This window comes from Microbacterium sp. NPDC055683 (assembly GCF_053617895.1).
The window spans coordinates 36733-60150 of the sequence record NZ_JBSHGQ010000008.1 but is presented as its reverse complement, the minus strand read 5'-3'; the positions used below and the strand labels follow the sequence as shown (position 1 = coordinate 60150).

Sequence of the window (23418 nt, the reverse complement as noted above, 5' to 3'; positions counted from 1 at the left end):
ATCGGGGCGTCGTCGCCCCGGAGATGTTTGCGTAAACAGCATCCAAGCGATGCGCACGCTCCCACGGCAAGCGCGGGTTCGGCGAAACGCTCGGAAGCGATCAGGGGGCTCAGGCCGCCGTGCCGAGCGTGTCCAGGAGCACGGGGTGGGCGAGCGAGCCCCCCGACGCGATGCGCCGCAGCTCGTCGATCTGCGCGTCGATCATGCGGTCGACCTCGGTTCCCACCGACCCCGCGATGTGGGGAGTCAGGAGCACGTTCGGGTGGTCGTAGAGCGGATGGTCGGCCGGCAGCGCCCATGGCACCGTCACGTCGAGCACCGCATACAGGTCTCCTCGCCCGACTCGGCGCGTCAGCGCCTCCTGGTCGACGATCTCTCCGCGCGAGGTGTTCACGAGCGTGGCGCCCGAGGGCATCGCGTCGATGAGCGCCGCCGAGACGAGCCCGTGCGTCGAGGGCAGCGACGGGGCGTGCACCGACACGACGTCGCTGGAGGCGAAGAGCGTGTCGAGCGGCATCGGCAGCACCCCGAGTGCGCGGACGTCGTCGTCGGAGAGCGTGGGGTCGAAGAGCGCCACCTCGAGGTCGAAGGGCCGCAGCAGCTCCACGACGCGGCGGCCGATGCGCGATGCGCCCACGATGCCGACGCGCCGCCGGTAGTTGCCGACGACGCCGAGCGTCGCCTGGTCGACGAGGGCACGCCGCGCGCGGTAGTCGCGCGCGATCTGCACGATGCGCTTGTTCGCCATCAGGATGGCCGCGAGCGTGAACTCCGCGACCGGCACCGCGTTCGCGTCGACGGCCGAGCTGACGCGGATCCCCCGGCGCCAGACCTCCGGATCGAGCTGCTCCTTGACGGAGCCGGCGACATGGAGCACCCAGCGCAGCGCCGGCGCGGCGTCGAGCACGGCGGCGTCGACGCGCGGGGTGCGCCATCCCGTCACGAGCACCTCCGCATCGGCGAGCGCCCGGCGCGCCTGGGGCGAGGAGAAGCCGTCGACGGTCGCGAGCAGCTCGCCGTACCGCGCCAGCTCCTGCGCGAGGTGCGCCTCCGATGCGGGTGCGAACGCGCCGGAGCCGACGGCGGAGAGGATGCGCGGCCGGCGGTCGGTCGAGGTCATGGGGGTCCTTCGGGAGAGGGGTCAGGCCGCGACGGGCCGCAGGGCGGGCTGCAGGGTGTAGCGCGCGCCCGCCCATACGACATAGAGGCTGGCGGCCGCCGTCAGCCCGATGCCGAGCGCGGGCGCGGCGACGACGACCGCCGCCTGCACGGCGAGGACGGCGAACGACGCGATCGTGAGCGGCCATCGGCGCACGGCGAGGACGACGCAGACGCGCAGCACATCGCGCAGCCGCGCGTCGGGCGCCTCCGTCAGGGCGACGAGGCCGACCATCCCCGCGGCGAGCGCGAGCAGCGCGACGACGACGAGGAGCGGGGCGACGACGGCACCCGCGCCCGTCGGCACGAGCACGACCACGTCGACGAGTGCGACGACTCCGACACCGACGACCAGCGCCGAGAGGGCGAGCGCGCGGCGCCACGTCGCGCGCAGCTCCCGGAAGTAGGTCCGGAACACCGCCGTCTCGCCGGAGGCGTGCGCACGGAAGGTCGCGAACGCCGCGGCCGCGCCCATCCCGCACGGCACCGCCGCGACCGCGAGCAGCGGCCAGGAGAGCGACGGGTCGGTCGTGACGAGCAGCACGAGCAGCGGCAGGCACACGAGGGCGAGCGACGCGTTGACGCCGAGCGCGAGATGGGCGACACCGAAGAGCGTCGAGTAGACGCTGTGCGGGATGCGCTTCATCGTCAGCCCTTCATGCCGCTCGTCGCGATGCCCTCGACGAAGTAGCGCTGGCCGAGGAGGAACACGATCGCGATCGGCACGACGGAGATCGTGAGCCCCGCGAACAGCACGCCGTAGTCGACGTCGTAGAGGCTCGACACGAAGTTCTTGAGGCCGAGCTGCATGGTCCACAGGCTCGGGTCGCGCAGGTAGATGAGCGGCCCGAGGTAGTCGTTCCACGTGTTCACGAACGTCAGCAGCGACAGACTCGCGATGGCCGGCACCGACAGCGGCAGCATGATGCGCCGCCAGATGCCGTACTCGCTCAGGCCGTCGAGCCTGGCGGCCTCGGAGAGGTCCTCCGGCACGGTCTCGTAGAACTGCTTCATGAGGAAGACGCCGAACGCTCCGAACGCCTGCAGCAGGATGATCGACCACAGCGTGTTCGCCACCTGCGCGTTCGACAGCAGGATGAACTGCGGGATCATGTAGGACTGCCACGGCACGGCGATCGTGCCGACATACAGGAGGAAGAGCGCGTCGCGGCCCGGGAAGCGGATGCGCGAGAACCCGTACGCGGCGAATGATCCCGTCAGCACCTGCAGGGCCGTCACCGTCACCGACAGCACGAGCGTGTTGCGGATCCAGGTGAGGATGTCTGAGCGCGTCCAGATGTCGACGTAGTTCTCCCAGACGAACATCTCAGGGATCCACCGGATCGGCACGGAGAAGACCGCGTTGGCCTCCTTGAGGGAGCTCATGACCATCCAGAAGAACGGTGTGAGCATCGCCGCCGCCGCGACGACGAGGACGACGTAGAGGGCGATGCGTGAGGCCCTCCCCCGGCCGCGTCCGGCGCCGCGCGGGCGGGCGGGCGGGTCGATCGACGTCCGGCGGCCCTGCCGCTCGGGGGCGACGAGCGTCATGGTCTCGCTCATCACGCCTCCTTCCGCTTGTTCCACAGGAACTGCACGATCGTCACGACGATGCAGAGGAGGAAGAGCACGACCGACGCCGCGGATGCGTAGCCGAACTGGTTCTCCTCGAATCCCTTGCGGTAGATGAACTGGGAGATCACGGTCGTCGACTGCCCGGGGCCGCCGTTGGTCAGCACGAGGATGAGGTCGAAGATCTTGAACGAGTTGATGGTCAGCATGACCGTGACGAAGAACATCGTCGGGCGCAGGCACGGCAGGGTGACGTTGCGGAATCGCTGCCAGACGTTCGCCCCGTCCATGCGGGCCGCCTCGTGCAGCTCGCGCGGCACGGTCTGCAGCGCCGCGAGGAAGAGCACCATGTAGTACCCCATGTCGCGCCACGTGCTGATGATGACGACGGCGGGCATCGCCCACTCCGCGGACGTCAGCCATCCGGGCGGCTCCGAGATGCCCACGGCGCGGAGCATCTCGTTGATGGGGCCGTAGTCGGGGCTGAACAGCAGGTTCCACACCAGCGCGATCGCGACGATCGACGTGATGTAGGGGAAGAAGGCGGCGGTGCGGAAGAACGCCACGCCGCGCAGCTTGTTGTTCAGCAGCAGCGCGAGCCCGAGCGACACGACGATCGTGAGCGGGATGTGGAGGACCGAGTAGTACAGCGTGTTGCCGAACGCGACGCGGAAGCTGCCGTCCGCGAGCAGCCGCTGGAAGTTCTGCAGGCCGACGAACTGGGACGATCCGAAGATGTTCCAGTTCGTCAGCGACATGTAGAACAGCACGATCACGGGAACGAGGGTGAGCGTGGCGAAGCCGATGAAGTTCGGCAGGATGAAGCTCCACCCCAGCAGGGTGTTGCGCATCCGCAGGCGGGATGGCCGCCTGCGGATGCGCGGCGACGGCGCGACGGTGGTCATCACGCTCCTACTCGACCCCGACCTCGTTCGCGACGCGCTCCTCGGCCTCCGAGATCGCGGCGTCGACATCGGCCGAGCCGGACAGGATGGCCGAGTGCATGTCGTTCAGGATGTTCTGCACGGCCGCCGTCTTGCTCGACGTGGGGCTCTCCGGCAGGGTCTCGTGCGTCTGCACGGCGAACGTCGACAGCTCGTCCTGCGGGGCGCCGTCCACCGAGAAGTACGCCTCGACGACGGGATCGGTGAGGAGAGCGGGCGTGATCCCGATCTCGGCGAGCGCGGTCGCCGCCTCCTCGCTCGCGGCGAAGGCGAGGAAGTCTTTCGCGGCGTCGACCTTGCCCTGGTCGATGTTCGCGTTGATGCCGAAGCCGGTCGGGTCGCCGAAGGTCACGGGCGTCGCGTCGGCGCCGGTCGTCGAGGCGTCCTGCTGCGGGATGGGCGCGATGCCCCATTCGAAGTCGTCGGCGTCGCCCGACGCCTGCTGGGAGATGAGCGTGGCGACGAACCACGTGCCCATCGGCAGCATGGCGGCCTTCTGCGTGCCGAACTCGCCCTGGTAGGTGAGCTGGTTCGCCGTGACCGTGTTGTACGCCTCCTGGGCGCCCGCCTCCTGCAGGGCGAGCACGCGCTCGTAGTACGGCGCGACGTAGCCGTAGTCGCCGCTGAGCAGATCGGCGCCCTCGGTCTGCGCGGTCGCGAAGCCCTGCACGGTCGACTGCCAGCTGTGCTGGTATGCGCCCTTGGCGGACGAGCCGGCGTCGGCGAGCTTCGTCGTGAGCTCTTCGGCCGCCGCCTCGTAGTCGTCCCACGTCCAGGTGCCGTCGGGGTAGGCCACGCCCGCCTCGTCGAAGAGGGCGGTGTTGTAGTAGAGCACCCACGAGTCCTGGCGGTACGGGACGGCGTAGGCCGTGCCGTCGACCTCGTACGCCGAGGCGCCGCCGATGCCGTCCGGCAGCTCCACGTCGGAGACGTCGAGCAGCTGACCGCCCTCCTGGAAGGTGGTGAGGTACTTGACCTCCTTCTGCGTGATGATGTCCGGGCCCGTGCCTGCGGCGAGATCGGCCGTGACGAGCGTGTTGTACTCGGCGGGGTCGTAGTCGACGATCTCGACCGTGACGTCGGGGTTCTGCTCGTGGAAGGCGTCGGCCAGCAGCTGGAACTCGGGGGTCGTCTCGACGCTCCAGCCCGACAGCGTCAGGGTGATGGGCCCGTCGGGATCGGTCGTCGACGTCGTGCCGCCGCTGCACCCGGCGAGGGCGAGGGCCGAGACCGCGAGGCCGGCCGTGGTGGCGATGATGCGCTTCTTCATGGGAGTGCTGCTCCTTTGCTGCGGGGGGTGGGGTCAGCGCGACACGGGCTGCGCCGCGCGGAGGTCGGGGAGGGTCGTCGAGGTCTCGGAGCCGTCGGGCCAGCCGACGTGCGCGACGTCGCCCTCGAGGCGGAGCCGCGTCTCGGCCGCTGCCGGGCCCGACCCGTCGAGGGTCAGCTCGACGGCGGTCCAGACGCCCGGGCGCACGGGGCTCTCGAGCACGGGCACGGCGGCGACGGGGCCGAGCGGGCTCGCGTCGCGGCGCTCGTCGACGCGCGCGCTCGCGACGTGGTCGAGGGCGCGGATGGCGCTCGTCACGCCGCCTGCGGACGCCGACGCACGCGCGTGCGGGCTCGTCGCGACGCGCGAGACGACGTCGTCGCCCGCCACGGGCCATCCGCCCCACCGCACGCGGAGCCCCGCGAGCGGGACGGCGACGTCGTCGACGCGTGCGAGGCGCACCTCGTGCGCACCGCGGACGAGGGAGACGACGTCGATGCGCGCCGCGACCGAGGCCGTGCCGCGCAGGCCCGAGCCGTGCGCGACCTGGTCGGCGTCGGCGACGAACGTGTGCGCGCTCCACGTCGACGCGGCGACGCCCACGCCGTCGTCCACCCGCGTCGCGCGCAGCGCCATGCCGGCGCGGTGCGTCGCGGCGCCCGCGACGTCGACGAGCGCGACCGATTGCTCGAGCGGCTCGCGCCATCCGCGCTCGTCGAGCAGCGGGCTCGTCGCCGTCGAGTAGCCGAGGCGCGCGTAGAGCGGGGAGTCGGCGACGAGCGCCCCCTCGAGCTCGTGATCGTTGCCGTGGTTGACGACGCGCACGATGCCGTCGGCGCGCGTGCCCGAGACGATCCATCCCGGCGCCTCGACGGCGCGGAGCGTGTCGCCCTGCTCGACGGGAAGGGGCTGCGCCGGGGCCGTCCAGACCGGGTGGTCGGAGGGCAGCATGATGCCGAGGAGCCCCTTGGCCGCCCAGTACGGCGAGCCGGGCCCCGAGTACGACTGCGCCAGCGGCCGCCACTCGCCGTGCCATCCCATCGAGAGGACGCCGCGGTCGTCGGGGGCGCCGCGCTCGGCGAAGTGCGACACGATGCGCTCGGCGGCGTGGCGGAGGGCTCCGGCGGGAACGGAGGGGACGCCCGCGACGACGCCCGCCCAGAACGGCGCGGCGGCGGCGAAGCGGTAGATGAGGCTGCGGCCCTGGATGAGCGGCGAGCCGTCGCCGCCGACGAGGTGCACGGCGTCCTGGAGGAAGCGGTCGAGGGCGGTGGCATCGCGCGCGATCCTGTCGCCGGCGAGCTCGGCGGCGCCCTGCATGCGCGCCCACAGGACGGGGTACAGGTGCAGCGCCCAGCCCACGTAGTGGTCGTAGGAGCGGGCGGCGCCGTCCGACATCCATCCGGCGCCCCGCGCGAAGGTGTCGTGCAGGGCGAGGTCGGCGGCGACGTCGCCGGGCGACCAGGGCCCGCCCACGGAGCGGAGGAAGGTCTGCACGACGAGGCGGAACCACAGCCAGTTGATGGGCGGGTAGGTGTCGTCGCCGACGGCGGGCGCGAGGTAGTCGATGACGCGCTGCTGCGTCAGCGCGTCGAGCCGGTCCCAGATCCACGGCCGGGTCATGTCGAGGATGAGGGCGATGGAGGCCGCCTCCACCTTCGCCTGCCCGTGCTCCTCCATCCGCACCCAGCGGTCGGGCGCATCCGGGTCGACGCCCGAGCGGATGCCCGCGGCGAAGAAGTCGATGAGGGGGTCGACGCCCTCGCCGCGCTCGCCGGCGATGCGGAAGCCGGCGATGAGGAACGTGCGCGCGAAGCCCTCGAGGCCGTCGACGTCGCGCCCGTAGCCGCCTTCGGCTCCGGGGATGAGGATGCGTCCTCGACCGGGTGTGCCGTGCGCCATGGCCCCGGCGAGCAGGCGGTCGGCGTACGCGGTCCAGTCGGCGCGCGTCCAGGCGGCGGTGGCGTGGGGCACGGAGTTCTCCTTCGAAGGTCCGTCGGGGTGACATCGAGGAGCGTATCAATCAGATTCGACACTCCACCCACTTTTTAGATCACGTCTGATCGTTTATGATCGCTTCATGCCGGCTTCGACGACGACCGACTCCCCTCCTGTCTTCCGCGGTCCGCTCGCCCGCGCGCTCGAGGCGCTGCGCGGCGACGACCCGCTCGTGCTCGCGCCGCCCGGGGCCGCGCTGCCGACCATCCGCCGCGATGCCCTCGACGCGGCGACCGTCGCCGCGTTCCGCGAGGAGGCGGAGGCCGAGCTCGCCACGCCGTGGCCGCAGCCCCGCGCGCACGATGCGGCGCGCTTCCACGGCGACGGCGACCGCGTCGCCTGGGAGACGCCGGCGTTCGCCCGCCAGCACCGGCTCACGCGGGCCGCCCTCCTCGCGCTCGCGACGGGCGAGGACCGCTGGCTCGACGAGACGCTCGACGGCGCCATCATGCTGTGCGAGCAGAGCTCGTGGTGCTGGCCGGCGCACGACGACACGCGCGCCCGCCACGGCGCCGTGCTCGCGACCGTCACCGACCCGTACGTCGACCTCGGCGCTGGCGAGGTCGTCGGGCAGCTCGCGTGGCTCGACCATGTGCTCGGCGAGGTGCTGGAGGCGCGGTTCCCCGGCTTCCGATCCCGTGTGCGGCACGAGGCGCGCACCCGCATCTTCGCGCCGTTCCTCGCCCGCCGCGACTGGCACTGGATCGGCCTCGACGGGCACGTGCACAACTGGAATCCGTGGATCCACGGGAACGTGCTCGTCGGCGCGCTGCAGCTGCTCGACGCGCCGGACGAGGCCGACGAGCGTCTGCGCATCGTCGATCTCGTCGTCGAGGGGCTCGACCGCTACGTCGCCGTGCTGCCGGCGGACGGCGCGATCGACGAGGGATACGCGTACTGGTGGAACGGCGCCTGCCGGCTGCTCGAGGCGCTCGACGTGCTCGCGCATGCGACGGGCCACGACCCCGTCCCCCGGATCGAGGCGGTGCGGCAGGTCATCGCCTTCCCGCACCGCATGCACCTGGGCGGCGAGTGGTTCGCGAACGCCGCCGACGGGCAGGCTCGGCAGTCGGGGCCGCAGCCGTGGCACGCGCTGCACCGCGCCGCACGGCGCGTGGGAGACCGCGACGCCGAGGCCTTCGCGGCGCTGCACCGCGACCCCGCGCACCCGGCCGTCGCGGCCTCGGATGGCCTCGGGCGCGTGCTGCGCGGCGCCGCCGACCCGGCGTGGCTGGGTGCGGCCGACGGTGCAGACCCGCTGCCCGAGCGGATCTGGCTGCCGTCGACGCAGATGCTCGTCGTGCGCGAGAGCGGCGGAGACGCCGCGGGGCTCGCCGTGGTCGCCAAGGGCGGCCACAACGGCGAGAACCACAACCACAACGATGTCGGTGAGGTGATCGTCGCATCCGACGGCGTGCCCGTGCTCGTCGATGCCGGGCGCCCGACGTACGAGGCCCGCACGTTCGGCGACGAGCGGTACGAGCTGTGGCCGATGCGGAGCGGATGGCACAGCGTGCCGTTCGTCCACGGCAGGGAGCAGCCGGCGGGCGTCGAGCGCGCCGCGGAGCTCGTCGCGGTCGACGACGACGGGATCGAGCTCGAGCTCGCGGGGGCCTACGACGTGACGGGCCTCGCGAGCTGGCGCCGCGCCATCCGCCTCGACCGCGCGGAAGGCGGGCCCGGGGCGGGCGGTCCCGGGGCGGGCGGTCCCGGGGCGGGCGGCGCGGTCGTGATCGCCGACCGGTGGCAGCTCGCGGAGGGAGGCGGCCCCACCGAGGTGCGCTTCGTCGTGGCGGGCGAGGTCGTCCTCTCGCCCGGATCGGCGCGCATCCGCCCGCTCGACGGCGCGACGCCCGTCGTGCTCGTGTGGGATGCCGCAGCGCCCGCCCGCGTCGTCGACCGTGCCCTCGACGATCCCATGCTGGCGGAGGTGTGGGGCGCGCGCCTGTCGCGCATCGACATCGACGTGTCGGCGCTCGCGGAGCTGACCGTCGTCGTGCGTCAGGACGCCGACGCCGCGGGAGCCGGACGGTGAGCGATCAGGCGGCGCCGCTCGCGGCATCGCGGCGCGATCTCATCCTCGATGTGCTCGCCCGCACGGGCGCCGTGCGGGTGTCGCAGCTCGTCACGGAGTTCGGCGTCGCGGCGGTGACGCTGCGCCGCGACCTGCAGCAGCTCGAGGAGGAGGGCCTCCTCATCCGCGTGCACGGCGGCGCCGTCGCCCCGCCCGGCGGCGTCGCGGCACGGCGGCCGTCCGCCGACCCCGCGGCCTCGACGACGGTCGGCGTCCTCGTGCCGTCGCTCGACTTCTACTGGCCGCAGGTGGTGCGCTCGATCGAGCAGGCGGGGCGCGGGCGCGGTGTGGCCATGCTGCTCCGCGGCACGTCGTACGACCTGCAGGACGAGCGCCCCGTCCTCGAGCGGATGGTCGAGAACGAGGGCGTCTCGGGCCTCGTCGTCGTGCCGAACACCGACACGGAGTACGCGCAGGACGTCGTCGACTGGCTGACCGGCTCGGGCGTGCCGTTCGTGCTCGCCGAGCGCGACGCGGTGCGCCGCCCCGACGGGACGCCCGTGGAGTCGGTCACGACCGATCATGCGCTCGGGGCCCTGCTCGCCGCGCGCCACCTCGCGCAGCTCGGCCATCGCAAGGTGGGGCTGCTCATCTCGCGGACGTCCCCCACCTCGCGGAAGATCATCGCGGGCTGGACGGCCGCGTGCCGCGAGCTCGGCCTCACGCCCGCCGAGCACGTCGAGCGCATCCTCCCGGATCGCGCATCGCCCGGGTTCTCGCGCGGCATCGACGACATGCTCGACGCCGTGCTGAAGGCGGGCGTGACGGCGCTGCTCGTCCACTCCGACCGCGAGGCCATCGCGATCGTCGATCTCGCCCTGTCACGCGGGCTCACGGTGCCGGGCGACCTGTCGGTCGTCGCCTACGACGACGAGTTCGCCGAGCTCTCCACGCCCGCCCTCACGGGCGTCGCCCCTCCCCGCGCCGCCCTCGGACGGGCCGCGCTCGACCTGCTGCTGTCGCGGATGGCCGACCCGTCGCGCCCCGTGCACCGCCTGACGCTCAGCCCCGCGCTGAACGTGCGCGCGTCGACCGGGGCGCCGGCAGGTCGCTGAGCGAGCGAAGCGAGACGGTTCCCCGCGCCGCCCCGCTGACCAGCGCGTCAGCGGAGCGCGGCGACGGCCTCTGCGACGGCGTCGACGGCCGCGGTGAGAGTGTCGAGGTCGGTCGCGAACGAGATGCGGAAGAAGGGCGACCGGCCGTACGCCGAGCCCTGGATGACCGCGACCCCCGCACGGTCGAGCAGGTACAGCGTGACGTCCTGGTCGTCGGAGAGGGTCCGTCCGTCCTCCGTGCGGCGGCCGATGAGCCCCGCGCAGTCGACGGAGAGGTAGAACGCGCCGTCGGGGACGAGCGGCTCCAGCCCGTCGATCGCCGAGAACCCGGCCACGGCCGCGTCGCGACGCTCGGCGTAGACGGGCACCGTGCGCGCGATGAAGTCCTGCGGACCCGAGAGCGCGGCCGCTGCGGCGGCCTGGCTGATCGACGACGGGCACGACGACGTCTGCGACTGGAGCGTGTTGATCGCCTTCACGAGCGCGGGGTCGCCCGCCGCGTACCCCAGGCGCCACCCCGTCATCGCGTACGACTTCGAGACGCCCGACACGACGAGCACGCGATGGCGGAGGTCGGGGGCGACGGCCGCGAGGCTCGGGGCGGGCGCTCCCGTGAACGAGATCTCGCTGTAGATCTCGTCGGACAGCACCGACACGCGGGGATGCCGACGCAGCACCGCGGCGAGCGCCGCCAGCTCGTCCTCCGAGTAGACGGCGCCGCTCGGGTTCCCGGGGCTGTTGAGGATGAGCCAGGTCGTGCGCGGCCCGATCGCCGCCTCGAGCGCCTCCGGCGTCAGCTTGTAGCGGTTCTCGGCCGATGTGGAGACGATGACCGGCTCGCCGTCGTTCGCGCGCACCATGTCGGGGTACGACACCCAGTACGGCGCGGGGACGAGCACCTCGTCGCCCGTGTCGACGGTCGCCATGAGCGCGAGGAAGATGACCTGCTTGCCGCCGCCGCCGACCGTGATCTCGGCGTCCGAGTACTCGATGCCGTGCGTGCGGCGCAGCGAGCCGCGGATGGCCTCCCGGAGCGCGGGCGTGCCGTTGACGGGGGTGTACTTCGTCTCGCCTGCCCGGATGGCCGCGATGGCGGCCTCCTTCACGTGGTCCGGCGTGTCGAAGTCGGGCTCCCCGACCGTGAGATCGAGGATCCGGCGACCCTCGGCCTTCAGCTCGCGGACGCGTGCGGCGGCCGCCGTGCTCGGCGACGGCTGGATGCGCCCCAGCCGCGCGGCAGGAGAGAACCCGGAGGCCGGGATGGCGCTCACGACGCGTCCTCGAGGTCGGTCGTGAGGCCCTTCGCGGCGAGCACGTCGACGAGGTTGCACAGCTCGATCGTCGTCCCGCCCGCCCAGTACTTCTCGATGAGCGACGCCTCGTGCGCGTCACGTGCGGCCGCCAGCTCTGCCACCTCGCGCGCCTCCTCGCGGCGCACGACGACGACGCCGTCGGCGTCGCCCTTCACGATGTCGCCCGGGCGGATGAGCTCGCCCCCGAACACGACGGGCTGGTTGAGCGCGCCGAGCGTCTCCTTGACGGTGCCCCTGATCGACACGCTGCCGGAGAAGACGGGCAGCCCGAGCTCGCGCAGTTCCCGTGTGTCGCGCACACCGGCGTCGGTGACGAGGGCCGCGATGCCCTTCGCCTTGCACGCGTTGCCCAGCACGTCGCCGAACATGCCCGCCTCGCCGAGCTCCCCCGCGGCGACGACGAGCACGTCGCCGGGCTGCGCGTAGTGGATGGCGACCTGCAGCATGAGGTTGTCGCGCGGTGCGCAGACGACGGTGAAGGCCGACCCGACGAACGACGTCTCGGGGTCGATCGGCTTGATCCGCGAGGCGACGGCGCCGCGACGGCCCTGCGCCTCGTGGATGGTCGCGGCGGTGAACTCGCCGAGTCGTGCGATGTCGGCGCCGTCGGCGCGCTCGATGCGGGTGGTGACGTGAACCATGGCGGTGTCCTTACTCTGCGTCCTGCGTGCGGCGATCGAAGGTGAGGCCCCCGGGCACCTGGAAGGTGGGCATGATCTCGAGAAGCCCCACGTTGACGTGCACGGGGGCACCCACGGCGTAGTCGATGGCCGCGACGATGTCGTCCACCGTGAGCGACTCGTAGCCCTCGTAGTAGGTCGCCCACGCCGCCGCGTCGGTCTCGGGCGTGCCGCCGAGGTTCCGCGAGAAGATCTCCGTCTCGATGCGTCCGGGGCTGAGCTCCGTCACCCGTACGCGCGTGCCGAGGGCGTCGTTGCGCAGCTGACGCGACAGCTGATGCACGGCGGCCTTCGTCGCGTGGTAGGCCGTGTGCCCGAAGAAGTTGTAGTGCCCGGCGATCGACGAGATGTTGAGCACATGGCCCCTGTCGCGCGAGACCATCCCTGGGTAGAGCAGGCGCAGGATGTGCATGACGGCGCCGAGGTTCACCTCGACCATGTCGTCGAGGTCGGCGGCCGTGGCGTCGAGGATGTTGCCCGAGCGGCTCACCCCCGCGCTGTTCAGCACGATGTCGGCCTCCACGCCGTCGAGCGCGTGCTCGAGCGCCTCGGTGTCGCGCACGTCGAGGGCGTGCACGATCACGCCGCGTTCGGCGAGCTCGGCCAGGCGCGACGCGTCGCGCGCGATCGCGTGCACGGTCAGTCCCTGGGAGAGGAACAGGTCGACGGCGCCGCGGCCGACGCCGCTCGTCGCGCCCGTGACGACCGCGACGCGGTAGTCGGTGAATGTCATACGGGGGTCCTTCCGGAGGAGGTCGGGGGCGGCACGTCCAGCGCCGCGAAGACGGACTGGACACGGAGGCGGAGGGCGTCGCGCGCGGCGCGATCGCGGCGGGCGCGGGCGGCGGCGTCCGCGTCGGACACGCGCCGGAACCGCACCCGCTCGCCCGGGCGGACCTGCGCGAGCACATCGAGCGAGGCCGAGGTGACGACGGCGAGCACCGGATAGCCGGCGGTGACGCCGCGCCCTCGATGCAGCACGAGCAGCTCGTCGCCCGGCGGCACCTCGACGGCACCCACGGGCACGCCGCGCGAGAGCACTTCGCCCGTCGCGCTCCGTTCGGGCAGCGGGGCGCCCGTGAGGCGGAGGCCGATGTGGTTGCTCGTCGGGCTCACCGTGTACGGCGCGGCGAACAGCCGGTCGGCGGTGCCCGCGAAGTCGGCGGCGTCCGGCCCGTCGGCGACCTCGACGACCCCCTTCGCCGCGCGTGCGGGCACGTCGAGCCGGAAGAGCGCGGCGCCGAAGGCGGGGTTGACGACGGGCGGCGTCGCGGCGCGCAGCGCGACGACCCCGCCGGCGGCGAGGCGCTCGCCGAAACCGAGCACGGAGTCGGGTGCGCAGCTGCCGAGCAGGAGGGGCACGTCGAACGATCCGCGGACCGCCAGATAGGCGCGGAGGCCTCCGCGGAGCGCTCGGACGGAGACCGGCTCGCCCGCGCGCACCGAGACGGGCTCGTTCCAGGGGCGGATGGCCCCGCCCACGCGCAGCACGCTCTCCGCCCCCGAGGCGGCGACGAGGATGTCGATGTCGGGGACGAACTCGGCGTCGAACGCCGTGATCTCGATGAGCGGAGCGTCGTCGGGGTTGCCCGCGAGGATGTTCGCGATGCGCGCCGCGCCCTGGTCGAGCGCCCCGTTCGCCGGGACGCCGAAGCGCGGCCCTCGCCGCCGTCCGAGGTCGGTGACCTGCGCCGCCCCCGCCTCGACGACGGTCAGCGTGCCCGCGCTCATCGGGGGGCCATCCGCGTGCCGCGCAGCGCGTCGTACTCGTCGCGGCCGATCGGGTGGAAGCGGATGATGTCGCCGGGTTCGTAGGGGGCGAACGGCTCTGCCCCGAGATCGAGCACGGTGAGCGGCGTGCGCCCGATGAGCGGCCATCCCCCCGGCGCGGCGGCGGGGGTGATCGTCGCCTGCCGGCCTGCGACGGAGACGACGCCCTGCGGCACGTGCGCGCGGGGGCTGGGGAGACGGGGGACGGGGAGCGGGAGGGGCGGGCCGTCCAGCATGGGCGAGCCGCCGGGCGCCCCGAGGCAGCGGACGACGTACGCGGGCTCGCCGTGCAGGCGGACGACGTCGGCGGGCTCCAGTCCCTGCGCGTGCGCGACCGCCGCGAGGTCGAGCTCGCCGTCGAGGTCGTAGAGCACGGGGACGTCGAACGTGCGCGGCGATGAGGTGAGCGGGCGATCGACGTCGATGTCGGCGATCAGCTCTCCGAGCAGCGCCCCCAGGCGCTCCGCGGACACCTCAGTGGGATCGAGCTCGACGAGCACGGCGTCGTACGTCGGGATGACGCACTCGACGCCCGGGACGCGGAGCGCGTCGAGACGGCGCGCGAGGTGGTGCACGAGCCGCCATCCGGCCTCGCGGTCGTCGAGTGCGCTCGCGACGCGCAGCGCGGCATCGCCGCTGGCGGATACGGAGACGGACGACGGGAGCACGGCGACGTCACTCCAGCCAGTCGGCGAGCGGAGCGATCTCGACGCCGGCCCGCTCCAGCCCGAGGCGGATCCGCTGGGCGAGCGCCACGGCGCCGTCGGTGTCGCCGTGGACGAGCACGGTGTCGCACGCGACGGGGATGGCCACGCCCCCTCGGCTCTCGATGACGCCGTCCACGACCATCCGCACGGTGCGCCGCTCGATCTCGTCGGGGTCGTGGATCACGGCGCCCGGCTGGCTGCGCGGGACGAGCGTGCCGTCGTCCTGGTACGCGCGGTCGGCGATGCCGACGATGCCGACGCGGAGGCCGGCGGCCCGTGCGGCGTCGGCGAGGGCGCCGTCCTGCGCGAGGACGATGAGCGAGGGGTCCACGCGCAGCGCGGCTTCGGCGACCGCGCCGGCGTAGTCCTCGCGCACCGCGACGAGGTTGCCGAGCCGGCCATGCGGCGCGAGGTGCGTGACGGATGCGCCGTGGAACGACGCGATGGCCTGCAGGGCGCCGAGCTGGTAGAGCACGTCGGTGCGCACCTCCTCCGCGCTCAGGCCCATGTCGCGCCTGCCGAACCCCGCGAGGTCGGGGAAGGAGGGATGCGCGCCGATGCCCACTCCTCGGTGCGCGCATGCGCGCACCGTCTCGTCCATGATCCGGGGATCGCCGGCGTGGAACCCGCACGCGATGTTCGCCGAGGTCAGCACGTCGAGCAGGGCGGCGTCGTCGCCCATGCGCCACGGCCCGAACCCCTCGCCGAGATCCGCGACCAGGTCGATCCTGCGGCCCATGGCCCACCTCCGATGCTGTCGTCCGGCTGATGCTGCGACCAGGCTAGGACGATGGCACAGTTGAGTGCAGTCGCATGCCAAATCCGTGCCAGATTTCCGCAGTCAAGTCTGAAATTACGACTGTCTTGTGGCGCGTGCTGGCAAGAATCGTGCAGAAGGTATGCTGTCGGGAAATCGATCGATGGGAGCACGGAATGGCGGTGCCGGCACGCAGGGTGCAGAGGCGCGTGACGCTGACGGAGATCGCGCAGGTGCTCGGAGTCGCGCCGTCCACCGTCTCGCGCGCCCTGTCGAACCCCAACCGGGTGAGCCCGGCCATGTACGAGAGGATCACGAGCAAGGCACAGGAGATGGGCTACACCTCCGCTCTCCTGCCGCCGCGCGACGACCGCCTCGCCCGCGGCACCATCGCGCTCGTGCTGCCGAACCTGACGAACCCCTTCAACCTCGACGTGACGCGCGGCGCGCAGGCGCAGATCCGCGCGGCGAGCTACCTCCACCTGCTCGTCAGCACGGAGGAGTCGCTCACGATGGAGGAGCACTGGCTGCGCGAGCTCGCGCGCACCGTCGACGGCATCGTCGTCTCCTCCCCCCGTGTGGACGACGAGGTCCTCCGTTCCGTGGCGCAGATCACGCCGACCGTCCTCGTCAACCGCGAGACGCGCGGACTCCCCGGCGTCGTCATCGACACCCCCGAGGGCCTCGCCCAGGCGCTTCAGTACCTGCAGTCCCTCGGCCACACGCGCATCGCGTACGTGCACGGCCCCCACGGCTCGTGGACCGACCACGTCCGCTTCACCGCCATCGCCGCGGCGGCCGACGAGCACGACGTCGATCTCGTCGAGGTGGGGCGGTACCAGCCGACGCTCGCCAACGGCGCTGCCGCCGCCGATGCGGTGGTGCTCACGAGGGCGACCGCGTGCATCTTCTTCAACGACGTGCTCGCGATCGGCGCGCTCGACCGGTTCCATCGCCTCGGGGTCACGATCCCCGACGACCTCAGCGTCGTCGGCTGCGACGACATCTTCGGTTCGTCCTTCTCCTCGCCGCCACTCACGACCGTGACCTCGCCGGGCGAGAGCGCGGGCCGCGCGGCCGTCGACCTGCTCATCGGCCGGTTCTCCACGCGCGACCGCTCGGAGCGCATCGACCACATCTCCGCGCATCTCACGGTGCGGGCGTCGACGGGGCCGGCGCGGGCGTGACGGGACCCCCGGGGCCTGCCCCGGGGGTCCCGTCACGCCCTGTCAGCGCGGCAGCACGATCGCCGCGGTGACGGCCGCCTTCTCGTGCTCGGACTGCTGCAGGTCGTCGAGCTCGTCGACGGTGTAGTCCCGCGTCTCCTTCGCCGTGGCTGCGGCGACGGCCGACACGAGCGTCAGTCCGAGTGCGAGGAGACCCGGGCCGACCCAGCCCGTGAGGTCGGAGCCGGAGAGCGCGGTGGACGCGACGGGTCCGATCGCGCCCGCGACGGCGAACCCGATCTGGGTGCCGACCGCGAGCCCCGACACCCGCACGCGGTTGGGGAACATCTCCGCGAAGAACGACGGCCAGGCGGCGTTCGCGGTGGAGTAGAACAGGCCGTTGCACAGGATGCCGAGGGTGAAGATGAGCACCCAGTCGCCCGTCGTGATCGCCCAGAGATAGGGCAGCGTCGTGACGCCGGCGCCGATCGCGCCGATGAGGAAGACGGTCTTGCGCCCGATCCGGTCGGCGAGGAGGCCCGCGACGGGCGTGTAGGCGAGGGCGAGGAGGCTCGCGAGCACCGGCACCCAGAGCATGGTCGGTCGGTCGAGGCCGTATCCCGTCGTCGCGAACGCGACGGAGAACGTCGCGAAGAGATAGCTGACCCCCGCGATGAGCGCGCACGCCGCGATGCGGAGGATGGCCACCCAGTGGAAGCGGGTCGCCTGCGCGATGGGGGCCATCTGCACCTTGATCGCCTGCGTCTCGAGGAACGCGGGCGGCTCCTCCAGGGTGCGGCGGATGATGTAGGCCACGACGACGACGACCGCCGACAGCCAGAAGGGCACCCGCCATCCCCAGCTGAGCAGCTGCTCCTGCGGGAGCGAGGCGAACGGGATGAACACCGCCGTGGCGAGCAGGCCGCCCGAGGCGGAGCCGCTCGTCGTGAAGCTCGTGGTGAACGCGCGGCGCCGTTCGGGGGCGTGCTCGAGGCTCATCGTGATGGCGCTCGCCTGCTCGCCCGACACCGAGAGCCCCTGGATCACGCGGATCACGACGAGCAGCACAGGCGCGAGGACGCCGATCTGCTCGTAGGTCGGCAGGCAGCCGATGATGAACGTGCACACGCCGATGCCGAAGAGCGTGAGCATCATGACGAACTTGCGTCCGAACCGGTCGCCCAGAGGGCCGAGGATGAAGGCCCCGAGCGGCCGCACGACATAGCCGACCGCGAGGGTGGCCATGCTGAGGAGGACGGCGACACCGTCGGGAAGCTCCTCAGGGAAGAAGAGCTGGTTGAGCACGAGGGCCGACGCCGTGCCGTAGACGGCGAAGTCGTAGTACTCCAGTGTGGTGCCGACCCACGATGCGATCGCCGCTTTGGCGGGGGTCTTGCGGGGTGTAGCGGAGGTCGTCATGTCGTCTCCATCGAACCAGGGCTGTGTGTCTGGAACGGTAGGACCGCGAGAATCCGGGCGGCAAGGAGTGTGCCAACTCCTTGCCATATTTCGCGGATGTTTCGTTGAGAATCCGGGACTGATGCCGTTCAGCCCCCGTTCACCGTGCCATCCGCTTTGCCATGCGAGCGTGCGGACGGCGCACCGCCCGGAGCGGGTCGACTACGCGAGGTCGAGCTCGACCGCGATCTGCTCCAGGGCGCCGAGGGGGTCGTCGCCGAGCGCCTGCACGGCGACGTGGTCGGCTCCTGCGGCGAGATGGGCAGCGGCTCCCGCCGCGGCGTCCGCCGGTGCAGGGTTCGCGACGATGCGGTCGACGAACGCCTCGCTGCCGCCGCCGTCGACCTCGGCGTCCGAGATGCCGGAGCGCCGCAGCGCCGCGACGTAGTTCGACAGGCCGAGATAGCGGCGCACGAACGGGCGGGCGGCGGCGAGCGCGCTGTCGCCCAGCGCCACGGTCAGCTCGGGCGCCAGCAGCGCGTCCGACCCCATCACCCCGCGGGCGTGCGCCGTGTGCTCGGGCATCGTGAAGTAGGGATGGGCGCCGAGCGTGCGCTCCGCCGCGAGCGCGAGCGTGCGCTCGCCGAGCGCCGCGAGCAGCCGCCGATCGGGGCCGACGCCCTCGGCGTCGAGCACGTCGAGGTAGGAGCGGAGAGCCGCGAGCGGGCGGATGCGCTCGGGCGTCGCCTCGCGATGGCCCGATCCGATGCCCAGCATGAGGCGGCCGGGATGCGCGTCCTCGATGCGGTGGAACGACTGCGCGACCGACGCCGCGTCGGCCTGCCAGATGTTCACGATGCCCGTCGCGACGAGGATGTGCTCCGTGGCGTCGAGCAGCTCCTCGACGATCATGAGGTCGGCGACGGGAGAGCCTCCCACCCACAGCGTGCGGTAGCCGAGCTGCTCGGCGCGCGCGGCGAACGCCCCGTCGAGCTGCGACGCCGATCGCCATGCGCCGATGCGTCCGAAGGCGGCCTTCGTCGTCACGAGCGCGCCTGCGGGTCGGGGAAGAGGGCATCGGCCGCACGGTGCGCGAACGCGCGGCCGACCGTGTCGGCCGGCACGTCCGCCACATGGGCGGGCTGCCAACGGGGCTGCCGGTCCTTGTCGACCACCTGCGCGCGGATGCCCTCCGGCAGGTCGGGTTGCGTCGCCAGGAACCACGACATGAGGTGGTACTCCTGCTCGAGCGCACGGCGCTGCGACGGCAGCGCCCGCGCCGACCGCACGGCGGCGAGCGCGACGACCAGCGCCGTCGGGGATCGCCCGTCGAGCGCCGCGAGCGCGCCAGCTGGCGTGCGCGCCTCATCCGCTCCGACGCCCTGGGCGACGAGCTGCTCCAGCCTCTCCCTGATCTCGGTCACGGTGTCGGCGGCGAAGGCGACGTCGATCCACGGCTGCGCCCGCTCGATCGGTCCGGCGTCCGGCGTCTCGTCGAAGAGCATGACGAGCTCTGCCGGTGTGGAGGGGTCCGCGCGCATCTCGAGGGCGTCGGCGAGCGAGTCGAGGTGCTCGCTCGGCACGAGGTGGTCGGCGAAGCCGCAGTGGATGGCGTCGGCGGCGTCCATGACGTCGCTCGTGAGCGCGAGGTACTCGCCGAGACGGCCCGGCGCCCGTCCGAGCAGCCACGACCCTCCCGCATCGGGCGAGAACCCGATGCGGGTCTCCGGCATCGCGAGGCGGGACCGCTCCGTCACGACCCGCACGTGCGCAGGCCCGGCGAGGCCGATGCCGCCGCCCATCGTGACGCCGTCGGCGATCGCGACGACGGGCTTCGGATACTCCGCGATGACGGCGTCGAGGCGGTACTCGTCGAGGAAGAACGGCATCGCCGCCGCCTCCCCTCCCGTGCGGACCGCGTCGTACAGGGCGCGGATGTCGCCTCCCGCGCTGAGCCCCCGCTCGCCCGCTCCCTGCAGCAGCACGATCGCGACATCGGGTTCATCGCGCCACGCCTCGAGCGCCGCGCGGACCTCCTGCAGCATGCCGCGGTCGAGCGCGTTGATCGCCTCGGGCCGCTCGAGCGTGAGCCATCCGACGCCGCTGCGCATGAAGGAGGAGACGCGGCGCTGCGGTGTCGTGGGGGTCACGGGTGCCACGTTACCCGCCGTGCCGAGGCGCCCCGCGACCGCTGCCCGTGGAGGAAGGCGACACGGATGTGCCGCGTTTCGTGCACGGTCTCCGACAAGATAGACAGAACATGCACGCACTGGGCATGTTCGCGCAGGGCATGTTCGCATTGGAGGGGCCACCATGACCGACGGCAAGGTGCTCGAGTTCACCGGCGTCACGAAGACCTTCGACGGCATCGCCGCCGTCTCGGACTTCACCGCGCGCGTCGACCCCGGCTTCGTGACCGCGTTCCTCGGGCCGAACGGCGCGGGGAAGACGACGACGCTGCGCATCCTGCTGGGCCAGGTGCGCGCCACCTCCGGCCGGGCGACGATCGACGGCAAGACCTTCGCGCAGCTGTCCGGACCGCGCCGCCATGTCGGCTGGGTTCCGGAGAGCCCCACGTTCCGCCCGCGCCGCACGGCGTCCAAGCATCTCGCCGCGGTCGCGCGGCAGGCGGGCGTCGCGGCCTCGCGGGTGGGAGAGGTGCTGTCGCTCGTCGGCCTCGCCGAGATCGCCGACATGCGCCTGTCGGGGTACTCCCTGGGCATGACGCAGCGCCTTGCGGTCGCCGAGGCGATGATCGGCGACCCCGGCGTGCTCGTGCTCGACGAGCCGGCGAACGGCCTCGATCCCGAAGGCATCCGATGGATGCGCCTGCTCATGCGGCGCCTCGCCGACGAGGGACGCACGGTGCTCGTGTCGTCTCATCTGCTGAGCGAGATCCAGCAGGTGGCCGACCGTCTGCTCGTCATCTCGAACGGCTCGCTCGTGTTCGCCGGCGGCATCGAGGACCTCGAGGACGCGTCGTCGCAGACCGTCGCGGTGGACTCGCTCGACCGCGCTGGCCTCTCGCAGGCGCTGCGGGCGGCGGGCTACTCGTTCGAGCTGCTCCGCTCCGGCATCAACGTGCACGGTGCCACGGCGGCCGAGATCGGCTCCGTGGCCGCGCAGGCGGGCGTCGCGCTCACGACGCTGCAGCAGCGCAGCCCCTCGCTCGAGGACGTCTTCCTGCAGCTCGTCAACGGCGAGTACGTGCCGCCCATGACCGCGGCCCTCGAGCCGCGGCGCGAGGCGGATGGCGCGGGTGAGGGGGCGGATGCGGACGCTGCGGCGGACGGCGCGGACACGAGCGCCGCCGCGGGAGCGAGTGCGGGAGCGGGTGCGGGCGCCGTCGCGGGAGCGGGCGCCGTCGCGGGAGCGGGCGCCGCGGATGGCGGCGCGGAAGCGACCGACATCGAGGGTGCCGACGACGGGTCTGCCGGCCCCGAGGCAGTCGACGTCGAGAATGGCGACGCGGAAGCGGCCGACATCGAGGGCGCAGAGGGCGAGACCGGGGAGGCCGGCGACGGCGACGGCGAGACCGCCGGTGCTGCGGCTCCCGACGGAGAGGCTGCCGAGGCCGAGGATGCCTCAGCTGGGGATGCCGTGGGCGACGCTGCCACCGGCGAGCACGGTATCGGCGAGCCGGGCGATGTCGCGGCTGTCGAGGGCGAGACCGCTCTCGGCGAAGGCGGCGACAGCGAGACCGAAAGCGGCGCGGCTGACGATCCCGATGTCGTCGTCGAGGCCGACGGGGAGTCGGGCGACGACGAGGCCGCAGACGCGGAGGCCGAAAGCGGCGCGGCAGACGAGCACGAAGCCGCCGACGGCGAAGGCGACGACAACGAGACGACGGACGACGCGGCTGACGATCCCGCTGGCGAGGCCGAGGCCGAGGCCGACGGCGAGTCGACCGACGCCGCCTCCGACACCGGCGAGGACGCCGACGACGAGACCGCAGACGGCGCGGCAGACGAGCACGAAGCCGCCGACGGCGAAGGCGACGACAACGAGACGACGGACGACGCGGCTGACGATGCCGAGGCCGACGGCGAGTCGACCGACGCCGCCTCCGACGCCGGCGAGGACGCCGACGACGAGACCGCAGACGGCGCGGCTGACGAGCACGAAGCCGCTGACGGCGACGCGGGCGGAGACGCCCCGGTCGAGGAGGCCGACTCGGAGGAGACCGACTCGGAGGAGACGGCGACCGGTGGTGACGCTGCGCAACCCGATGCGGAAGACGCTCCCCTCTCGGAGGACGAGACCGCGGATGACGGGTTCGGCGTGTTCGCCGCGCTCGGGTTCGACGCCGACGCGGCGGCGGCCTCGGTCGACGAGGCCTCGGCCGCCGAGGCCTCGGCCGACGAGAGCACGGCCGACGAGAGCACGGCCGACAGTGCGGAGGCGGACGAAGCCCCCCACGACGTCTCCGCGGACGCCGCGCCCGCCGCGCCCGCAGACGGGGAGTCCGCCGACGACGCGAGCGCGCACGACGAGACGCCGCAGGAGCAGTCCGAGATCGCCGAGGAGACGGCCGACGAGGCCGAGGGGGCGACGCGGCCCGCGCCATCCGACGATGCGTTCGCGCGCGAGATCGCCGAGGCCGACGCCTTCGCGAACTCGCCCGCGCTCGACGGCGACCACGGCGAGTGGCGTCGTGAGCACGAGGCTCCCGAGTCCGTGACGGCGGCGGAGCGCGAGGGCCGTGCGCACGAGCACGCCCCGCACGACGACGCCGACACCCCCGACGCGGTCGAGCAGGCGGACGAATGGGTGCCGTTCGACGACGGCGAGCGCCCCCACCTCCCGGGCTCCGACCGTCTCGCGAACCTGCTGTCGGGCGGCGACGAGGCGATCGGCGGCGCCGCGGCGTTCCTCGGCGACCCGGGTGCGCCGACGGTCGCGATCCCGACGATCGACTCCGGCGCGACCGAGACCGTCGCCATCCCGCTCGTGCCGCCGCAGCACGACGAGGACGACTCCGACGTCACGGCCGGCGAGCACCACGAGAGCGTGTCGTTCGACGAGCTGCTCCGCGGCGACGCGGACGAGCGCCCGGAGGGCGACGAGCAGCGCTGACCCGGGGGATCCTCAGACCGCGGGGGCGGGGCGCGGCGCGGCGCGCGGCGCCCGCTTCCGCGGCGTCGCGGCGGCGAGATCGGCCACGTCCGCCTGCTGCGACAGATCGAGGCGCAGGGCCTTCGTGAGCGCGAGGCCGTGCCGGGTCGAGATGACGAGCCGCTCGAAGGCGCCCGTCCCGTCGAGGTCGATCACGACGCCGGGCAGGCGGCGACCGCGCACCGCGGCGAAGTCGTCGCCCGACTCCGCGCGCCAGGTGCCGAGCGCGACGACACCGGGGATGTGCGTTCCCGTCGCACGGACTCCCCGCAGCCACGTCCACGGGTCCTCCGTGAGCTGCACCTTGACGATCGACCGCCGCTCGACGCGGACGCTGCTCCGCTGGAACGCGAGGGCGCGCTCCGTCGGCGACAGCACGATCTCCAGCTGCGAGCGATCCAGGAGCAGGGACACCATGCGTCCATCCTGCCAGCGCGCGCG

General features: G+C 72.9%; 20 protein-coding genes. 4 read left to right on the top strand and 16 right to left on the bottom strand.

Features of this window, described 5'->3' with window-relative positions; all coding sequences use genetic code 11:
- Window positions 1-109 precede the first annotated feature (109 nt).
- From ACWGPF_RS05365 to ACWGPF_RS05340, 6 genes are read right to left on the bottom strand one after another with little or no spacing between them, the layout of a single operon-like run.
- Entirely contained in the window at window positions 110-1120 is a 1011-nt protein-coding gene (locus tag ACWGPF_RS05365) for a hydroxyacid dehydrogenase (RefSeq protein WP_452331842.1), read from the bottom strand.
- A 21-nt stretch (window positions 1121-1141) separates the two neighbouring features.
- On the bottom strand, window positions 1142-1804 hold the full coding sequence (locus ACWGPF_RS05360; protein ID WP_452331841.1) for a DUF624 domain-containing protein: 663 nt from the start codon (window positions 1802-1804) through the stop codon (window positions 1142-1144).
- Between the two features lie 2 nt (window positions 1805-1806).
- The gene (locus ACWGPF_RS05355) at window positions 1807-2721 is read right to left on the bottom strand and encodes a carbohydrate ABC transporter permease (RefSeq protein WP_452331840.1); all 915 of its coding nucleotides are present in this window, start codon (window positions 2719-2721) and stop codon (window positions 1807-1809) included.
- On the bottom strand, window positions 2721-3635 hold the full coding sequence (locus tag ACWGPF_RS05350; protein WP_452331839.1) for a carbohydrate ABC transporter permease: 915 nt from the start codon (window positions 3633-3635) through the stop codon (window positions 2721-2723). Before ACWGPF_RS05350 ends, ACWGPF_RS05355 begins: the two co-directional genes overlap by 1 nt.
- Before the next feature lie 7 nt (window positions 3636-3642).
- Entirely contained in the window at window positions 3643-4944 is a 1302-nt protein-coding gene (locus tag ACWGPF_RS05345) for an ABC transporter substrate-binding protein (protein WP_452331838.1), read from the bottom strand.
- A 33-nt stretch (window positions 4945-4977) separates the two neighbouring features.
- On the bottom strand, window positions 4978-6918 hold the full coding sequence (locus ACWGPF_RS05340) for a DUF2264 domain-containing protein (RefSeq protein ID WP_452331837.1): 1941 nt from the start codon (window positions 6916-6918) through the stop codon (window positions 4978-4980).
- Between the two features lie 106 nt (window positions 6919-7024).
- Here ACWGPF_RS05340 and ACWGPF_RS05335 point away from each other — a divergent pair, with 106 nt between their 5' ends.
- Together ACWGPF_RS05335 and ACWGPF_RS05330 are read left to right on the top strand one after the other, a co-directional pair.
- The gene (locus ACWGPF_RS05335; protein WP_452331836.1) at window positions 7025-8977 is read left to right on the top strand and encodes a heparinase II/III domain-containing protein; all 1953 of its coding nucleotides are present in this window, start codon (window positions 7025-7027) and stop codon (window positions 8975-8977) included.
- On the top strand, window positions 8974-10071 hold the full coding sequence (locus tag ACWGPF_RS05330) for a substrate-binding domain-containing protein (RefSeq protein ID WP_452331835.1): 1098 nt from the start codon (window positions 8974-8976) through the stop codon (window positions 10069-10071). Before ACWGPF_RS05335 ends, ACWGPF_RS05330 begins: the two co-directional genes overlap by 4 nt.
- A gap of 47 nt (window positions 10072-10118) precedes the next feature.
- On the opposite strand, the gene ACWGPF_RS05325 is transcribed toward ACWGPF_RS05330, so the two are convergent.
- From ACWGPF_RS05325 to ACWGPF_RS05300, 6 genes are read right to left on the bottom strand one after another with little or no spacing between them, the layout of a single operon-like run.
- Window positions 10119-11342 (bottom strand): aspartate transaminase, encoded by a 1224-nt coding sequence (locus tag ACWGPF_RS05325; protein ID WP_452331834.1) that lies wholly within the window; start codon window positions 11340-11342, stop codon window positions 10119-10121.
- Window positions 11339-12025 carry a 4-carboxy-4-hydroxy-2-oxoadipate aldolase/oxaloacetate decarboxylase gene (locus tag ACWGPF_RS05320; protein WP_452331833.1) on the bottom strand — a complete coding sequence of 229 codons (687 nt, stop codon included), beginning with the start codon at window positions 12023-12025 and terminating at the stop codon, window positions 11339-11341. Before ACWGPF_RS05320 ends, ACWGPF_RS05325 begins: the two co-directional genes overlap by 4 nt.
- 10 nt (window positions 12026-12035) lie before the next feature.
- Window positions 12036-12797: an SDR family oxidoreductase gene (locus ACWGPF_RS05315; protein ID WP_452331832.1), complete on the bottom strand. Its 762-nt coding sequence runs from the start codon at window positions 12795-12797 to the stop codon at window positions 12036-12038.
- Window positions 12794-13795, bottom strand: coding sequence for a 5-oxoprolinase subunit C family protein (locus tag ACWGPF_RS05310; protein ID WP_452331831.1), 1002 nt, complete (start codon window positions 13793-13795; stop codon window positions 12794-12796). Before ACWGPF_RS05310 ends, ACWGPF_RS05315 begins: the two co-directional genes overlap by 4 nt.
- The gene (locus ACWGPF_RS05305) at window positions 13792-14502 is read right to left on the bottom strand and encodes a 5-oxoprolinase subunit B family protein (RefSeq protein ID WP_452331830.1); all 711 of its coding nucleotides are present in this window, start codon (window positions 14500-14502) and stop codon (window positions 13792-13794) included. The genes ACWGPF_RS05310 and ACWGPF_RS05305 overlap by 4 nt, the downstream gene beginning before the upstream one ends.
- A 7-nt stretch (window positions 14503-14509) precedes the next feature.
- Entirely contained in the window at window positions 14510-15280 is a 771-nt protein-coding gene (locus tag ACWGPF_RS05300) for a LamB/YcsF family protein (protein WP_452331829.1), read from the bottom strand.
- Between the two features lie 227 nt (window positions 15281-15507).
- Between ACWGPF_RS05300 and ACWGPF_RS05295 the strand changes: the two genes are divergently transcribed.
- Window positions 15508-16485 carry a LacI family DNA-binding transcriptional regulator gene (locus ACWGPF_RS05295; RefSeq protein WP_452331828.1) on the top strand — a complete coding sequence of 326 codons (978 nt, stop codon included), beginning with the start codon at window positions 15508-15510 and terminating at the stop codon, window positions 16483-16485.
- Window positions 16486-16527: 42 nt separating this feature from the next.
- On the opposite strand, the gene ACWGPF_RS05290 is transcribed toward ACWGPF_RS05295, so the two are convergent.
- The 3 genes from ACWGPF_RS05290 to ACWGPF_RS05280 all read right to left on the bottom strand — a co-directional run bounded on the left by ACWGPF_RS05290 (window position 16528) and on the right by ACWGPF_RS05280 (window position 20012).
- Window positions 16528-17883 carry an MFS transporter gene (locus ACWGPF_RS05290; RefSeq protein ID WP_452331827.1) on the bottom strand — a complete coding sequence of 452 codons (1356 nt, stop codon included), beginning with the start codon at window positions 17881-17883 and terminating at the stop codon, window positions 16528-16530.
- A gap of 201 nt (window positions 17884-18084) precedes the next feature.
- Entirely contained in the window at window positions 18085-18909 is an 825-nt protein-coding gene (locus ACWGPF_RS05285) for a TIGR03620 family F420-dependent LLM class oxidoreductase (protein WP_452331826.1), read from the bottom strand.
- A complete protein-coding gene (locus ACWGPF_RS05280; RefSeq protein WP_452331825.1) occupies window positions 18906-20012 on the bottom strand; it encodes an enoyl-CoA hydratase/isomerase family protein in 1107 nt (368 codons plus the stop codon). Before ACWGPF_RS05280 ends, ACWGPF_RS05285 begins: the two co-directional genes overlap by 4 nt.
- Window positions 20013-20175: 163 nt before the next feature.
- Between ACWGPF_RS05280 and ACWGPF_RS05275 the strand changes: the two genes are divergently transcribed.
- A complete protein-coding gene (locus ACWGPF_RS05275; protein ID WP_452331824.1) occupies window positions 20176-22938 on the top strand; it encodes an ATP-binding cassette domain-containing protein in 2763 nt (920 codons plus the stop codon).
- Window positions 22939-22950: 12 nt separating this feature from the next.
- On the opposite strand, the gene ACWGPF_RS05270 is transcribed toward ACWGPF_RS05275, so the two are convergent.
- Complete coding sequence (locus tag ACWGPF_RS05270) at window positions 22951-23394, bottom strand: hypothetical protein (RefSeq protein WP_452331823.1); 444 nt, start codon at window positions 23392-23394, stop codon at window positions 22951-22953.
- Between the last annotated feature and the right edge of the window lie 24 nt (window positions 23395-23418).

Excerpts from the sequence above, each read along its gene's own strand:
- ACWGPF_RS05275 (WP_452331824.1), top strand. The coding sequence starts at position 20,176 with ATGACCGACGGCAAGGTGCTCGAGTTCACCGGCGTCACGAAGACCTTC.
- ACWGPF_RS05350 (WP_452331839.1), bottom strand. The coding sequence starts at position 3,635 with ATGACCACCGTCGCGCCGTCGCCGCGCATCCGCAGGCGGCCATCCCGC.
- ACWGPF_RS05320 (WP_452331833.1), bottom strand. The coding sequence starts at position 12,025 with ATGGTTCACGTCACCACCCGCATCGAGCGCGCCGACGGCGCCGACATC.
- ACWGPF_RS05300 (WP_452331829.1), bottom strand. The coding sequence starts at position 15,280 with ATGGGCCGCAGGATCGACCTGGTCGCGGATCTCGGCGAGGGGTTCGGG.
- ACWGPF_RS05355 (WP_452331840.1), bottom strand. The coding sequence starts at position 2,721 with ATGAGCGAGACCATGACGCTCGTCGCCCCCGAGCGGCAGGGCCGCCGG.
- ACWGPF_RS05290 (WP_452331827.1), bottom strand. The coding sequence starts at position 17,883 with ATGACGACCTCCGCTACACCCCGCAAGACCCCCGCCAAAGCGGCGATC.
- ACWGPF_RS05345 (WP_452331838.1), bottom strand. The coding sequence starts at position 4,944 with ATGAAGAAGCGCATCATCGCCACCACGGCCGGCCTCGCGGTCTCGGCC.
- ACWGPF_RS05310 (WP_452331831.1), bottom strand. The coding sequence starts at position 13,795 with ATGAGCGCGGGCACGCTGACCGTCGTCGAGGCGGGGGCGGCGCAGGTC.
- ACWGPF_RS05335 (WP_452331836.1), top strand. The coding sequence starts at position 7,025 with ATGCCGGCTTCGACGACGACCGACTCCCCTCCTGTCTTCCGCGGTCCG.
- ACWGPF_RS05315 (WP_452331832.1), bottom strand. The coding sequence starts at position 12,797 with ATGACATTCACCGACTACCGCGTCGCGGTCGTCACGGGCGCGACGAGC.
- ACWGPF_RS05360 (WP_452331841.1), bottom strand. The coding sequence starts at position 1,804 with ATGAAGCGCATCCCGCACAGCGTCTACTCGACGCTCTTCGGTGTCGCC.
- ACWGPF_RS05365 (WP_452331842.1), bottom strand. The coding sequence starts at position 1,120 with ATGACCTCGACCGACCGCCGGCCGCGCATCCTCTCCGCCGTCGGCTCC.
- ACWGPF_RS05270 (WP_452331823.1), bottom strand. The coding sequence starts at position 23,394 with ATGGTGTCCCTGCTCCTGGATCGCTCGCAGCTGGAGATCGTGCTGTCG.